The 13,979-nt window shown below is 46.4% G+C and carries 13 protein-coding genes; 9 read left to right on the top strand and 4 right to left on the bottom strand.

Annotated elements, in window-relative coordinates; translation table 11 throughout:
• Window positions 1–55 precede the first annotated feature (55 nt).
• Both TW81_RS04040 and rarD read right to left on the bottom strand, forming a co-directional pair.
• Window positions 56–850, bottom strand: a complete 795-nt coding sequence (locus TW81_RS04040; RefSeq protein ID WP_045954456.1) for an AraC family transcriptional regulator — start codon at window positions 848–850, stop codon at window positions 56–58.
• Window positions 851–922: 72 nt separating this feature from the next.
• Window positions 923–1,837, bottom strand: coding sequence for an EamA family transporter RarD (gene rarD, locus TW81_RS04035; RefSeq protein WP_045954455.1), 915 nt, complete (start codon window positions 1,835–1,837; stop codon window positions 923–925).
• 162 nt (window positions 1,838–1,999) lie between these two features.
• On the opposite strand from rarD, the gene recQ reads away from it, so the two are divergent.
• The 3 genes from recQ to TW81_RS04020 all read left to right on the top strand — a co-directional run bounded on the left by recQ (window position 2,000) and on the right by TW81_RS04020 (window position 5,017).
• On the top strand, window positions 2,000–3,838 hold the full coding sequence (gene recQ / locus TW81_RS04030; RefSeq protein ID WP_045954454.1) for an ATP-dependent DNA helicase RecQ: 1,839 nt from the start codon (window positions 2,000–2,002) through the stop codon (window positions 3,836–3,838).
• A complete protein-coding gene (locus tag TW81_RS04025; RefSeq protein ID WP_045954453.1) occupies window positions 3,831–4,145 on the top strand; it encodes a DUF3630 family protein in 315 nt (104 codons plus the stop codon). The genes recQ and TW81_RS04025 overlap by 8 nt, the downstream gene beginning before the upstream one ends.
• Window positions 4,146–4,348: 203 nt before the next feature.
• Window positions 4,349–5,017: a 7-cyano-7-deazaguanine/7-aminomethyl-7-deazaguanine transporter gene (locus TW81_RS04020; RefSeq protein ID WP_045954452.1), complete on the top strand. Its 669-nt coding sequence runs from the start codon at window positions 4,349–4,351 to the stop codon at window positions 5,015–5,017.
• A gap of 76 nt (window positions 5,018–5,093) precedes the next feature.
• Here TW81_RS04020 and gppA read toward each other — a convergent pair whose 3' ends face one another.
• The gene (gppA, locus tag TW81_RS04015; protein ID WP_045954451.1) at window positions 5,094–6,584 is read right to left on the bottom strand and encodes a guanosine-5'-triphosphate,3'-diphosphate diphosphatase; all 1,491 of its coding nucleotides are present in this window, start codon (window positions 6,582–6,584) and stop codon (window positions 5,094–5,096) included.
• Window positions 6,585–6,591: 7 nt separating this feature from the next.
• Window positions 6,592–7,893, bottom strand: coding sequence for an ATP-dependent RNA helicase RhlB (gene rhlB / locus TW81_RS04010; protein WP_045954450.1), 1,302 nt, complete (start codon window positions 7,891–7,893; stop codon window positions 6,592–6,594).
• 112 nt (window positions 7,894–8,005) lie between these two features.
• Here rhlB and trxA point away from each other — a divergent pair, with 112 nt between their 5' ends.
• The 6 genes from trxA (at window position 8,006) to fre (ending at window position 13,831) form a co-directional block, all read left to right on the top strand.
• Window positions 8,006–8,332: a thioredoxin TrxA gene (gene trxA / locus TW81_RS04005; protein WP_004745500.1), complete on the top strand. Its 327-nt coding sequence runs from the start codon at window positions 8,006–8,008 to the stop codon at window positions 8,330–8,332.
• Between the two features lie 201 nt (window positions 8,333–8,533).
• Entirely contained in the window at window positions 8,534–9,793 is a 1,260-nt protein-coding gene (gene rho / locus TW81_RS04000) for a transcription termination factor Rho (RefSeq protein ID WP_045954449.1), read from the top strand.
• Window positions 9,794–9,896: 103 nt separating this feature from the next.
• Complete coding sequence (locus TW81_RS03995) at window positions 9,897–10,889, top strand: hypothetical protein (RefSeq protein WP_045954448.1); 993 nt, start codon at window positions 9,897–9,899, stop codon at window positions 10,887–10,889.
• 91 nt (window positions 10,890–10,980) lie between these two features.
• A complete protein-coding gene (gene ubiD / locus TW81_RS03990) occupies window positions 10,981–12,837 on the top strand; it encodes a 4-hydroxy-3-polyprenylbenzoate decarboxylase (protein WP_045954447.1) in 1,857 nt (618 codons plus the stop codon).
• Window positions 12,834–13,103 (top strand): 2Fe-2S iron-sulfur cluster-binding protein, encoded by a 270-nt coding sequence (locus TW81_RS03985; RefSeq protein ID WP_045954446.1) that lies wholly within the window; start codon window positions 12,834–12,836, stop codon window positions 13,101–13,103. Before ubiD ends, TW81_RS03985 begins: the two co-directional genes overlap by 4 nt.
• 14 nt (window positions 13,104–13,117) lie before the next feature.
• Window positions 13,118–13,831, top strand: coding sequence for an NAD(P)H-flavin reductase (gene fre / locus TW81_RS03980; RefSeq protein ID WP_045954445.1), 714 nt, complete (start codon window positions 13,118–13,120; stop codon window positions 13,829–13,831).
• Window positions 13,832–13,979 lie beyond the last annotated feature (148 nt).

The following is a 13,979-nucleotide window of genomic DNA, read 5'->3' as shown; positions in this document are numbered from 1 at the left end:
GGAAGATGGTATGAGTATGCCAGCTTTACCAAGCCGAGATTGTAAAAAACTGACACTAATTAACTTGTGATGGATTGACACCATAGGTCGATTTAAAGGCTTTGCTAAAGTGGGCTTGATCATAAAACCCGACTTGGTGCGCCACCTCTGTGCCACTGATACCTAGTTTTAACAGTTTCATTCCTTGTTCCATCCGCAGTCGGCTTAACCATGCGTAGGGTGTTAAACCAACTTTGGCTTTAAAGTGGCGTTGAAATTGGGTTGGACTGAGTTGGCACAGTTGCGAAAGTTGTTCCAACCTGACTGGTTGGTCGAGGTTGTGGAGCAAATATTCTTTCAAACTTTCCATCGACTGATTGCCGAGCGGGACAGCACGCTTTTGTTCTAAGCCCACGTAGTGGCTAAATAAACGTTCAAAGCCTTCATAGGGTAAACAGTCTTTCGCCAACTGGCTGACATGATTGGTCGCAAGTAACTGGTGCAACTGGCTTAAGGGTTGAAAGACTTGTTGGTCCGAAATAATCAACTGCTTGAAATGAACTTGGCTGGTCGATTGTTTTAACTGGGCGAGTTCACTTAGCCAAGTTGGGTCTATCTCGAACACGCGAGTTTGGTAGCCTGAATCAAGCATCGATTGGCCGTCATGTAGCTCATCGGGTGGCATGAGCACTAATTGCCCTTGCCCCACATAATGACTCGCGCCTTGGTAATGGAATTTTTGTTGGCCAGCAGTGATAAGCCCAATATGAAAATCAAGATGATAGTGGCGTGAGAAAGCAAACGACTGATAGTTCGCTTCAATCAAGCTGATCTCTTTGTTTTCTGTTGAGTGGTAATTGACCTTATCCATACAAATAAAAAAGCTTGGTGATTATTTCACCAAGCTTATCTTTAGCTGTCGCGAATGTCTTGTAAAAAACGATCAGTGACTTTTTAGTGCTTGCTTAGATTGTCGATTGTTGCGTAGACCATCAAAGCTGAACAACACCAACGCGCCCCAAATAAAGGTAAAGGTGATGGCTTTATCGAGTGTGAAGGACTCGCCATACACCAAGACCGCAAGTAAAAACATCAAGCTTGGTCCGATATATTGAAAGAAGCCTAAGGTTGAAAGCTTTAGCCTTGTCGCTGCGCCCGTAAAGCACAATAAAGGCAGCGTTGTCACAATGCCCGCTGCTATCAACAGCAGATTTAGGTTGAGTGAATTGTGCATGAACTCGGAGGTTGGCGAGTCAGCAATCCACAGCAGATAAATCGCAGAGGCAGGCAGCAAGACCAAGGTCTCGATAAACAAACCGGTTTGAGCTTCTAGGCTGACCTTTTTGCGCAATAGCCCATATAGGCCAAAGCTAAATGCAAGTGCCATCGCGACGATAGGAATCGAGCCAAACACAAACAGCTGAACTAAAACACCACAAGCGGCGAGGGCGACCGCGAACCACTGCAGTTTACGCAGTCGTTCACCGAGAAATAGCATCCCGAGCACAACGTTAATTAATGGATTGATATAATAGCCAAGACTGGCATCAAGCATGTGGTCAGCGTTGACCGCCCAGATAAAAATAAGCCAGTTTGCGCCAACCAAAATCGCTGTGGTGATCAAATACGTGAGTTTTTTCTTTGAGGTGATTACATCACGAACATTGCGCCAGCGGCGACCAAAGTGGAGTAATGCGGCCAGTAGGAAGAAAGACCACACCACACGGTGACTCAAGATCTCTAATGGAGATACCTCTGCTAAGGCTTTGAAATAAATAGGGGCGACGCCCCACATGGTGTAGGCCCCAATAGCAAGAAAGACACCTTGTTTTGCTCGCTGTTGTTCTTCTGGAGTCATTTAGCTTTTCTCGATCATAAATTTTACAAATTGAAACATGCAGTATAAGGAGCATATTCCGAATCACCTAACAATTTGCAGTTTTATTCACCGTTAAACCCCACTACAATGTGCCCCTTACGTTTTATGCGTATCTGCCCTGCAACCCTACCGAGATAGTTCATGACCTCAACACTTTTAGCTCAACAACCTTCAGCCAATTTGCCAGCGCCGCAAAGTATTCTGGAAGATGTCTTTGGCTATCAGAGCTTTCGTGATGGTCAGCAAGAGGTGATTGAGTCAGCGCTATCAGGACAAGACAGTTTGGTGATCATGCCAACGGGTGGTGGGAAGTCGTTGTGCTATCAGATCCCTGCTTTAGCTCGCGAAGGGTTAACCTTAGTAATCTCACCATTGATTTCGTTGATGAAGGATCAGGTTGACCAGCTCAAGGCCAACGGTGTCTTGGCTGAGTGCGTCAATTCGACTATGCCACGAGAAGAGCTGATTTCGGTTTATAACCGCATGAATTCCGGCGCTTTAAAGCTGGTCTATGTCTCTCCTGAACGTGTGTTAATGAGAGACTTTATCGAACGCTTAGAAAATATTTCATTGTCTATGATTGCCGTCGATGAGGCGCACTGTATTTCTCAATGGGGGCATGACTTTAGACCTGAGTACGCTTCTTTAGGTCAGCTCAAACAGAACTTCCCGCATGTTCCGGTGATGGCGCTGACTGCAACCGCTGATGATGCGACGCGCAGCGACATTATGCAGCGTTTACAACTGCATGAACCGCATACCTATTTGGGCAGCTTTGACCGACCCAATATTCGCTATACCTTAGTAGAAAAACATAAACCGATATCTCAGGTGGTCCGTTTTCTTGAAAGTCAACGTGGCAATTGCGGCATCATTTATTGTGGCAGCCGAAAAAAAGTCGAAATGGTGACGGAAAAACTGTGCAATAACGGTCTTCGTGCGGCGAGCTATCATGCTGGACTTGAGGCCGACGAACGCGCCTACGTTCAGGAAGCCTTTCAGCGCGATGATATTCAGATTGTCGTGGCGACTGTCGCATTTGGTATGGGTATTAATAAGCCCAACGTACGCTTTGTTGTTCATTTTGATATTCCGCGCAACATCGAATCTTACTATCAGGAGACGGGGCGTGCAGGACGAGATGGTTTACCTGCCGAAGCCATGATGTTGTACGATCCGGCGGACATCAGTTGGCTGCGCCGTATGCTGGATGAAAAAGACGAAGGCCCACAAAAGCAAGTTGAAGCGCACAAGCTCAATGCAATGAGCGCCTTTGCTGAAGCGCAAACTTGTCGTCGCCAAGTACTGCTTAACTATTTTGGTGAGTATCGTGAAAAGCCTTGTGGCAACTGCGATATCTGTTTAGATCCCCCTAAGCATTTCGACGCGACCGAACAAGCACAAAAGGCGCTCTCTTGCGTTTATCGTGTGAACCAAAGCTTTGGCATGGGCTACGTGGTTGAAGTTTTACGTGGGATGCAAAATATTCGTATTCGAGAAAATGGTCATGACAAACTATCAACTTATGGGCTTGGGCGTGAAAACAGCCACGATTACTGGGTGAGTGTTTTTCGTCAGCTTATTCATAAGGGATTGTTATTCCAAAATATTACCCGCAACTCTACCTTGCAACTGACGGAAGAGGCTCGGCCATTGCTGCGCGGTGACATGTCGTTACAACTGGCGGTGCCGCGCTTGGATACGGCCGCGCGCGCGGCGAAGTCGGACAAACTGTCGAGCAAGAATTACGATAAAAAGCTGTTTGCCAAACTACGCAAGCTGCGTAAGTCTATTGCGGATGAAGATGGATTGCCGCCCTATGTCGTATTCAGTGACGCGACGCTGATTGATATGGCTGAGATATTGCCGACCTCCTATGGCGAAATGCTTGCCGTTAATGGCGTTGGCCAACGCAAGCTTGAAAAATACGCGGATCCTTTCTTAGATTTAATTCAGGAGCACTTAACTCATCATGGCTGATACACACACAGAGTTTGGCTTAGTGGAATACCACGCTCAAGAGGGACGCCTCATCATTCGCACGCCGCGCTTTGATTTTGATAGCTTTCCCCAACTTGCGGATAAGTTGGTTGCTTTGTTGTCTGCCTCGGTTGTGGAAAAGCAGTGGGATGCGGATATTCACTCTTGGCTGATTGATTTTGAAGGCTGTCAACTGTTCTTAAAATCAGAGCATTACAGCGAAAGTGTCTGGTTTGAAGCGCTGATGATTGAAGAGTCTCAACAAGAACTCGATTTTTTAGCTGCGTTACTTAAGCGCGGTTTTTAAGCCCAGTTCGCTCCGCCAACGATTGCTTAATGCTAACCAGTTGCAGCTAAGATTGGTTAATGTATAATCGCCCGCCGCGATATTCATCACAGTAAATTATCGCGGAAAATTTCATTTAACATTGTTGGTAAGAATCTTTCCTTGGCTTGGAATAGGTTCGATTTGGGTTCCCTCAACCCCAAACCAAACTAAAAAGGTAACGCATGAGTAACTTTACCCCTGCGCAGCAGCGCAAAGCCCTTTTTCTATTAGTTCTGTTCCACCTGATCATCATTGCATCAAGCAATTATCTGGTTCAGATTCCTTTCACTGTTTTCGGTTTCCACACCACGTGGGGCGCATTTACGTTTCCATTTATCTTTTTGGCAACGGATCTGACAGTGCGTATTTTCGGTGCCCAGCTTGCCCGTCGGATTATTTTCTTGGTCATGCTTCCAGCATTGGTGGTTTCCTACGCTTTATCCGTGCTGTTTTATGAAGGTGCATTCCAAGGTCTCAGTCAGCTCGGCGAGTTCAATCTGTTCGTAGCGCGAATTGCGATCGCCAGTTTTATGGCCTATTTGCTTGGTCAGATATTGGATGTGCAAGTGTTTAATCGTCTACGTCAGCTCAAGCAGTGGTGGGTCGCGCCAACTTGTTCGACCCTGTTTGGTAACGCGCTTGATACAATCGCTTTCTTTGCGATTGCTTTTTACCAAAGCCCAGATCCATTTATGGCACAGCATTGGACGGAAATTGCCTTGGTCGATTATGGTTTTAAGCTGGTGATTAGCTTAGGCTTGTTTGTCCCTATGTATGGGGTGTTACTTAACTACTTAGTGAGAAAACTCACTGCAGTGAACCCAGAATTCAAGATCATTGGCGCGAACTAGTTTTGGTACAAATAGAAAGCCCGAGGGATGTTATCTCTCGGGCTTTTTTGTATTCATTGAGTCTGTCGCTAACGGATTAGTATTCAACAATCGATAGTGGCCAACCAATATCACTTTGGCGGTTAGCTTCGATTTCAAGCTCGGCCGCGGTGAGTGGATTCGCTTTAAGCCATGCGGCCTTGAGTGTTAGCGTGATTTTGTCATCGTTTGAGCTGATGGTGATATGTGGCTCAAGGTCTGAATTACGCCTGTGTGTGAGCAATACGGCCAAACGTAACAGGCGTAGGACACGTTTCGCACTAGTACTGGATAGAGCATGTTGCTCAGGCAGAGAAGTCAGTTGTTCACGATAACGGCGAGTAAGCTCGCCCAGCAGATGTTTCTGCGCACGGGTATAACCCGGTAAATCGAGATTCTGCAGCAGATAGGCACTGTGTTCGCCGCCTTTCTTGAAATCAATGGTTAATCCGATTTCATGCAGTTGCGCGGCGGTTTCCAGTAGCACCCCAGCGTGAGGTTCTGCTATCCAGTCTGGCTGGCAGTCACTCAGTAGTTTAGCTGCCATATCAGCGACTTGCTGGGCGTATGCCACATCCATCTGGTAACGAGTCTGGACGCTGGCAATGGTTCGGGCGCGAATGTCGTCTTGCTTTAGCTCATCGACCATTTCGTACACCAAGCCCTCACGTAATGCCCCTCCAGCGAGTGTCATTGACTCAATCTCAAGTAGTTCAAAGATCGCAATAAGAATAGATAGACCACTCGGGAACACTAATGCGCGCTCTAAAGTGAGTCCTTCAATATCGAGCTCTTCGAGGTGATCCGCCAGCATGGCTTGCTTTTGCAGACGCTTCAATTTGCTGTGGGTAATCACCTCGTCCATACCTTGCGCGAGCATTATCTCTTGCAAAGCTTGAACGGTGCCCGATGCCCCAACACAGACATCCCAGCCGAGTTGAGTGTATTGCTCTAGTATAGGTTCGAGTGTTTGTTTGGCCGCTTGAATCGCGTTGTTGAAATTGGTTGCGGTTAACTGACGATCTTTAAAGTGATGTTCCAGCCAGGTTACACAGCCCATCTTAAGGCTAGTCAGCGCTTTAGCTTCAAATCCTTCACCAATGATAAGCTCAGTACTGGCACCCCCGATATCAACCACCAAACGACGACCACTACCTCCCGAGGTGTGTGCGACCCCTCGATAGATGGTCGCAGCTTCTTCTTCGCCACAGATCACTTCAATTTTATGCCCGAGGATCTGATTCGCCTTTGCAAGAAAAACATCAACATTGGTTGCGGTGCGAAGTGTCGCAGTACCGACGATGCGAATGTTTTCTTTAGGAATATCTTGCAGTCGTTCTGCAAATAGACTCAAGCAGTCCCACCCGCGTTGCATAGCTTCTAGGCTGAGTGCATTGTGTGCATCTAAACCTGCCGCAAGACGAACTTTGCGTTTAATTTTAGCCATCGTTTGTACGCTGCCATCAATGTGACGCACAACGAGCATATGAAAACTGTTCGACCCGAGGTCGATGGCAGCATAAAGCGGAGATGAAACGGCTTGGCTCATAGACGACTTACGAATCCTTTTGTTGACGTGGACGAGAGCGGTTGTTGTTACGACGATTGCCTGAGCGTGAACCACCAGTGTTAGTACGACGCTGTTGCGGACGGTTAGAACGCATACGAATCGGTGCCGGTAGATCTTCAATCAAAGCACTTGGGTCGTAGTCTGACACGGGAATTGCGTGCTCAATATACTCTTCAATCGGCGGTAGGTTAATTGCGTAGTCTTCACAAGCAAAGCTAATTGAATGACCACTTGCGCCAGCACGACCTGTACGACCAATACGGTGTACGTAGTCTTCACAGTCGTCAGGAAGATCAAAGTTAAACACGTGAGTCACTTGTGGAATGTGCAGGCCACGTGCTGCAACGTCCGTCGCGACAAGCAAATCAACATCACCTTTAGTGAATTGCTCTAAAATGCGTTCGCGTTTTTTCTGTGGAACATCGCCCGTCAGTAGACCTACGCGATGACCATCTGCCGCGAGATGCCCCCAAATCGACTCACACTTGTGTTTGGTGTTGGCAAAAATAATCGCACGTTCTGGCCATTCTTCTTCAATAAGCGTTTGCAGCAGCGCCATCTTGTGTTCATTCGATGGATAGAAGAGTTCTTCTTGGATGCGGTGTCCTGTTTTCACCTCCGGCTCAACAACAACGTGTTCTGGGTTGTGCATGTGCTCGAAGGCCAGTTCCTGTACGCGGTAAGATAGAGTCGCGGAGAACAGCATGTTCAGACGCTCTTTTGGTTCAGGCATTCGGCGGAACAAGAAACGGATGTCTTTAATGAAGCCGAGATCGAACATACGGTCAGCTTCATCAAGCACAACCGCTTGAATGTGGTTAAGGTTAAATACCTTCTGTTTGTAGAAATCGATAATACGGCCAGTGGTGCCAATGAGAACATCGACTCCTTCTTCTAGTTTGGCAAGCTGCTTATCATAGCTCTCACCACCGTAAGCCAGCCCTGCTTTAATACCCGTGCTAGCAATCAGTGGTTCAGCATCGTTGTAGATCTGAATCGCTAATTCACGCGTTGGCGCCATGATGATGGCACGCGGCTGTGATGGCTTACGTCCTTCGTGTTCTGGCGTAGTCAGTAAGTGGTTAAAAGTAGCAGTCAGGAAAGCGAGTGTTTTACCCGTACCCGTTTGGGCCTGGCCTGCGATGTCTTGGCCGGTGAGCAGGACCGGCAACGCCAAAGCTTGGATCGGGGTACAAAATTCGAACCCTTTTTTAACCAAACCTTCAGTAACTTGGGGGTGTAATCCCAAATCGGCGAACTTTTGCTCTGTGATATGCGTCTTTTTCATTGTTATAGAATATCAGCTAAAGCTTGCAATACGAAAGTAAATACATTCCAATAGGGCATCTATTTACTGGTTATCATCCAACCAGTTTCAGAAAAACACATTGGAGTGGAAGATGAGTGACAAGATTTTGCAGCTGACTGATGACGGTTTTGAAAACGATGTAATCAATGCTGCAGGCCCGGTACTAGTGGATTTTTGGGCAGAATGGTGTGGTCCTTGTAAGATGATTGCGCCTATCCTGGACGAAATTGCCGACGAGTACGAAGGCAAACTCACTATCGGTAAACTAAATATCGACCATAACGCAGGTACTCCACCTAAGTTTGGTATTCGCGGTATTCCAACGTTACTACTTTTCAAAGACGGTAACGTAGCAGCAACAAAAGTTGGTGCGTTGTCTAAAACTCAACTTAAAGAGTTTCTAGACGCGAATCTATAATCGCAGATGAAATGAGACCGTGCATTTTAACCCATGCACGGTTTTGTTTTTTGAACACCAACAAAATCTAGACTAGGCTAGTATTTAGTGCTAATTTATCGCACGTTAAATAAACAAGTTTCTCTTCTTGGTCGATCCTGTGACCAAATTCATCTTAATTAAATAACAGATCCTATTTTGACTAAAAAAGTATCCACCACCATGAATCTAACAGAACTGAAGAATAGACCTGTGTCTGATCTTGTCAAACTTGGCGAAAGCTTGGGCCTTGAAAACCTAGCTCGTTTAAGAAAACAAGACATCATCTTCGCTATCTTAAAAGCTCACGCGAAAAGCGGCGAAGACATTTTTGGCGACGGGGTTCTGGAAATACTTCAAGACGGTTTTGGTTTCTTGCGCAGTGCAGACAGTTCTTACTTGGCAGGCCCAGATGACATCTATGTATCTCCAAGTCAGATCCGCCGTTTCAACCTACGTACGGGTGACTCGATTGCCGGTAAGATTCGTCCACCTAAAGACGGTGAGCGATACTTTGCTCTATTAAAAGTCAATACAGTTAACGATGATAAACCTGATAACGCGCGTAACAAGATTCTATTTGAAAACTTGACGCCGCTGCACGCCAACGAGCGTATGGTGATGGAGCGTGGTAATGGTTCGACTGAAGATATTACAGCCCGTGTCCTAGACCTTGCTTCACCGATTGGTAAAGGTCAGCGTGGTCTGATTGTTGCGCCGCCAAAAGCGGGTAAAACAATGCTGCTGCAAAACATTGCTCAGAGCATTGCTTACAATCACCCAGAATGTGAACTTATGGTACTTCTTATCGACGAACGTCCAGAAGAAGTTACAGAAATGCAGCGCCTAGTAAAAGGCGAAGTGATTGCTTCGACTTTTGATGAGCCTGCATCTCGCCACGTTCAAGTTGCTGAGATGGTGATTGAAAAAGCGAAACGTCTTGTAGAACACAAGAAAGACGTCGTTATCTTGCTTGACTCTATCACTCGTCTTGCTCGTGCATACAACACGGTTGTTCCTTCATCGGGTAAAGTACTTACTGGTGGTGTTGATGCCAATGCTCTGCACCGTCCTAAGCGTTTCTTCGGCGCAGCACGTAACGTAGAAGAGGGCGGTAGCCTGACAATTCTGGCGACTGCACTGGTCGATACAGGCTCTAAGATGGATGAAGTTATCTACGAAGAGTTTAAAGGTACAGGTAACATGGAAATTCACCTGAACCGTAAAATTGCCGAGAAGCGAGTCTTCCCAGCTATCGACTTCAACCGCTCAGGTACGCGTCGTGAAGAGCTGTTGACTAAGAACGAAGAACTGCAGAAGATGTGGATCCTACGTAAGATTGTTCATCCTATGGGTGAAATCGATGCGATGGAGTTTCTAATCGACAAGCTTGCAATGACCAAAACTAACGATGAATTCTTTGATGCGATGCGTCGTCAGTAGTCAATAAATGTATTTATAAACGCCACCGATTTCGGTGGCGTTTTTGTTTGCATTATCTATTGATAGCGAGCACAATGGTGCAATATGTTACAAGGAGGTTAACATGCAACAAGGAATGTTGTCGTCGGTACTCCTGTCTATCGCACTTCTTACCGGAGTACCCGCCGCCGCAACTGAGATGGATCCTCAGCGTGTCGAGCAATGGCTACAAGAGCCCCAAGTTCACGATAAAGTCGCGGAGCTGCTTCAGTATGCCATCGAAGATGATACTGATGGTCTCAATTTTGCCCTGCAAAGGCTGGCACTGCCCGTGCAAGAGGCATCTCGCTATTTACTGCTGAAGAAAGTCGAAGAGCAAAATCTGATTTTGACTCCGAAAATGGCGATCTTTGTTGAAGAGCAGCAATCTATGGTGCCGACTTACCAAGTATTAGAGCGCGGGGATGGCTACGAGTTTTCTATTCCGGCTTTTAATTACCCCGCAATTGCAAATCGTTTACTTAAACAGTGGCGACAAGATCAATCGACTTTGACATTTATACTCGATGCTGAACGTGGTGAGCTGATTCTAAAACAGTGGTTATCGGGAAGTGATTATCAAATTCAGGCACGTGAAGCACTTTTGATTCGAGAGCTAGATAGTTTATCCCCGCAAGCTGTAGATAAATTAGCCAAGCAACTGACCCAAGCTGCGGTGGTCAGTTGGCTTCCCTCTTCACAGGTGATGGTTAGACTGGCTCAAGTGAGTGAAGATCCCGAGGTTTATAAATTACTGTGGCTGATGAAAGCGGATTTTCAAAGCGAGTCAGAGTTAGTCCGTCTCGCTCAAGTGGCGGATAAGTTCTCTATCGAGCAAGTGATGCGAGCGTCAACTAACCCGAGCTTACAAGCACGAGCCATCACTGAACTGACCAAAGTGAAACCAATGTCGGGTGAGGTAAAAGAGTTTTTGATCGCGCGGATGGCTTCGTCAGACGACGCGAAATTTATTGCTGGAGAGTTGGCTCGTCAAGGTTATCACTCTTGGCTCGAAGAGTTGGCAAGCAACAATCAAAAAGTAAATAGTCGCGCTATATTAAGTGTACTGAGCCAGTAATATTACGACATATAACCACATCAAAAAGAGGGACCGAAAGGTCCCTCTTTTTGTTATACTGCCTGCAAATTAACCAGCCATTATTAGGTCTATGAGTTTTAAGGATTTACGCGACTTTGTCGCTCACTTAGAAAAGCAGGGGAAGCTAAAACGCATCTCCCACCCGGTTGACCCCGATTATGAAATGACGGAAATCAGCGACCGAACTCTAAGGGCTGGTGGACCAGCTCTGCTGTTTGAAAACCCTATCGGCTATAGCATGCCAGTATTGACCAACTTGTTTGGTACTCCTGAGCGCGTGGCTATTGGTATGGGACGTAAAGACGTCAAAGAACTGCGTGAGGTCGGTAAGTTGCTGGCGTACTTAAAAGAACCTGAGCCACCTAAAGGGTTTAAAGACGCGCTCGATAAGCTGCCAGTTTTTAAGCAAGTGCTGAATATGCCAGCGAAACGGCTACGTAAAGCAGCGTGTCAAGAGATTGTCTGGCAAGGTGAAGAGGTCGATTTAGATAAAGTTCCGGTTATGAGCTGTTGGCAAGGCGATGTCGCGCCACTACTCACTTGGGGATTGACAGTAACTAAGGGGCCAAATAAGAAGCGCCAGAACCTCGGAATCTATCGCCAGCAAAAAATCGCGAACAATAAAATCATTATGCGCTGGTTGGCCCATCGTGGTGGAGCTCTAGATTTACGTGACTGGATGGAAACTCATCCAGGCAAGCCTTTCCCTGTTTCCGTCGCTTTTGGTGCTGACCCTGCTACTATTCTTGGTGCGGTAACACCGGTTCCAGATACCTTATCCGAGTATGCTTTTGCAGGATTGCTTCGCGGTAAGAAAACAGAAGTTGTTAAGTCTGTCAGCAACGATCTTGACGTACCGGCCAGTGCAGAAATCGTCATGGAAGGTTATATCGACCCAACCGAGTTTGCTGATGAAGGCCCTTATGGTGATCACACTGGCTACTACAATGAGAAAGAGAAGCACCATGTGTTTACTATTACTCATATCACTATGCGTAAAGAGCCTATCTATCACAGTACCTACACTGGACGCCCACCCGATGAGCCAGCGGTTCTTGGCGTTGCTCTCAACGAAGTTTTTGTCCCGATTCTGCAAAAGCAGTTTCCTGAAATAGAAGACTTTTATCTGCCGCCAGAAGGTTGCTCGTATCGAATGGCCGTCGTCACCATGAAGAAGCAGTACCCTGGTCATGCTAAACGGGTCATGATGGGCGTTTGGTCTTTCTTACGTCAATTTATGTACACTAAGTTTGTTGTGGTGTGTGATGAAAAGGTTAACGCGCGAGATTGGAATCAAGTCGTAGCAGCCATGACAGAGCATATGGATCCGGTTAAGGACACCTTGTTTATCGACAATACGCCAATTGACTCGCTCGATTTTGCATCGCCAGTGGTCGGCTTAGGATCTAAGATGGGCTTGGATGCAACAGTGAAGTGGGATGCTGAGCTGGTCGGCGTACCGTCATGCGAGAAAACCGACGCTCAGTTGACTCATTCAGAGCTAACTTCTTTCATTGAGCGAAACCCAGCCGTTATCGATATCTATATTCCGCCAACCGCAATCAACAATAGCTTTGCCGTCGTTACCCTAAACAAACAAATTGCCGGCCAGTCACTACAAATAGCGGAAAAGGTAGAGCAACTACTGCTAGAGCGTGGAACACCTAAATTTATCGTGTTGTGTGACGAAGATGTTGATGCCAAAGATTGGAATGACATTATTTGGGCGATCACCACTCGTATGGACCCTGCGCGTGATACTAAGCAAATTGAGGCCAAAGAGAATCGAGGATCTTGTCTGGTTTTAGATGCAACCAATAAAATTGAAGGTGAGGAAGTCGCTCGCGAGTGGGGGACACCGATCAAGAAAGATCCACAACTTGTAGCAAAAATCGATGCGATGTGGGATAAGTTGGGTATCCTATGAAGCATTCCGTCATCTTGTTGCCTGAAAACATCCAATTCGAAGTGCAAGATGGACAAACGGTGTTGCAAGCGGCGCTCAACAATAATATCCGCTTTCCCCACCGATGCCAGGTAGGTGCATGCGCTGCCTGTTTATGTCGTAAACTAGAAGGGACAGTCTCGTATCACCTTGAACCTATGCTCACTGAGAAAGAGCAACAACAAGGTTGGATATTTGCTTGCCAAGCCTTCGCAGAAAGTAAATTAGTACTTACTTTTGATGAGTAAGTAAGAGGAACACCATGACTATTCAATGTAAAGTAAAGTCAATCCAGCCTTTGGCTTGCAATACTTATCAAGTTCTATTGCACCCAGAAAGCCCGGTTAGTTTCAAAGCCGGTCAGTATCTTATGGTCGTAATGGGTGAAAAAGACAAAAGACCATTTTCGATTGCAAGTAGCCCTTGTCGCCATGAAGGTGAGTTGGAGCTGCATATTGGTGCAGCGGAGCAAAATGCTTACGCCCACGAAGTTGTGGAAGCAATGAAAGCGGCACTAGAACAAGGTGGCGATATCACCATTGACGCTCCTCATGGTGAAGCTTGGGTCAAAGAAGAGAGCGAACGTCCAATCCTGCTGATTGCGGGTGGGACAGGTTTTAGCTATGTGCGTTCGATTCTTGATCACTGTATTGCACAAAATATTACCAACCCTATCCATTTATACTGGGGCGGCAGAGACGAGCAACAACTTTATGCAAAACAAGAGTTGGTACAAATTGCCGATGCTCACCGTAACGTTACCTTTGTGCCTGTTTTAGAAAATGCGCCAGCAGATTGGCAAGGCAAGGTGGGAAATGTTCTGCAAGCAATCGATCAAGATTTTGATTCGCTGGCAGAGTACGATATCTATATTGCTGGGCGTTTTGAAATGGCAGGGGCTGCGCGTGAGCAGTTTACTCTAAACAAGAATGCGCAAGCTGACAGAATGTATGCGGATGCTTACGCATTTATATAAAGCGTAAGAAAATTGGTCAAAAAGGGAGCGATCTGCTCCCTTTTTTGGGGCTTTTGCATACAAACTCACCAAACAGTCACTTTTTTCTATTTTATTTGCAAAAGAGCTTGCGCTTAAATCTCAACTTCCTATAATGCGCATCCACTGA

This window comes from Vibrio galatheae, assembly GCF_000967545.1.
GTDB lineage: Bacteria > Pseudomonadota > Gammaproteobacteria > Enterobacterales > Vibrionaceae > Vibrio > Vibrio galatheae.
Note: the sequence above shows the minus strand (reverse complement) of the source record. Positions and strands in the feature narration are given on the sequence as shown.

Excerpts from the sequence above, each read along its gene's own strand:
- TW81_RS04040 (WP_045954456.1), bottom strand. The coding sequence starts at position 850 with ATGGATAAGGTCAATTACCACTCAACAGAAAACAAAGAGATCAGCTTG.
- rarD (WP_045954455.1), bottom strand. The coding sequence starts at position 1,837 with ATGACTCCAGAAGAACAACAGCGAGCAAAACAAGGTGTCTTTCTTGCT.
- recQ (WP_045954454.1), top strand. The coding sequence starts at position 2,000 with ATGACCTCAACACTTTTAGCTCAACAACCTTCAGCCAATTTGCCAGCG.
- TW81_RS04025 (WP_045954453.1), top strand. The coding sequence starts at position 3,831 with ATGGCTGATACACACACAGAGTTTGGCTTAGTGGAATACCACGCTCAA.
- TW81_RS04020 (WP_045954452.1), top strand. The coding sequence starts at position 4,349 with ATGAGTAACTTTACCCCTGCGCAGCAGCGCAAAGCCCTTTTTCTATTA.
- gppA (WP_045954451.1), bottom strand. The coding sequence starts at position 6,584 with ATGAGCCAAGCCGTTTCATCTCCGCTTTATGCTGCCATCGACCTCGGG.
- rhlB (WP_045954450.1), bottom strand. The coding sequence starts at position 7,893 with ATGAAAAAGACGCATATCACAGAGCAAAAGTTCGCCGATTTGGGATTA.
- trxA (WP_004745500.1), top strand. The coding sequence starts at position 8,006 with ATGAGTGACAAGATTTTGCAGCTGACTGATGACGGTTTTGAAAACGAT.
- rho (WP_045954449.1), top strand. The coding sequence starts at position 8,534 with ATGAATCTAACAGAACTGAAGAATAGACCTGTGTCTGATCTTGTCAAA.
- TW81_RS03995 (WP_045954448.1), top strand. The coding sequence starts at position 9,897 with ATGCAACAAGGAATGTTGTCGTCGGTACTCCTGTCTATCGCACTTCTT.
- ubiD (WP_045954447.1), top strand. The coding sequence starts at position 10,981 with ATGAGTTTTAAGGATTTACGCGACTTTGTCGCTCACTTAGAAAAGCAG.
- TW81_RS03985 (WP_045954446.1), top strand. The coding sequence starts at position 12,834 with ATGAAGCATTCCGTCATCTTGTTGCCTGAAAACATCCAATTCGAAGTG.
- fre (WP_045954445.1), top strand. The coding sequence starts at position 13,118 with ATGACTATTCAATGTAAAGTAAAGTCAATCCAGCCTTTGGCTTGCAAT.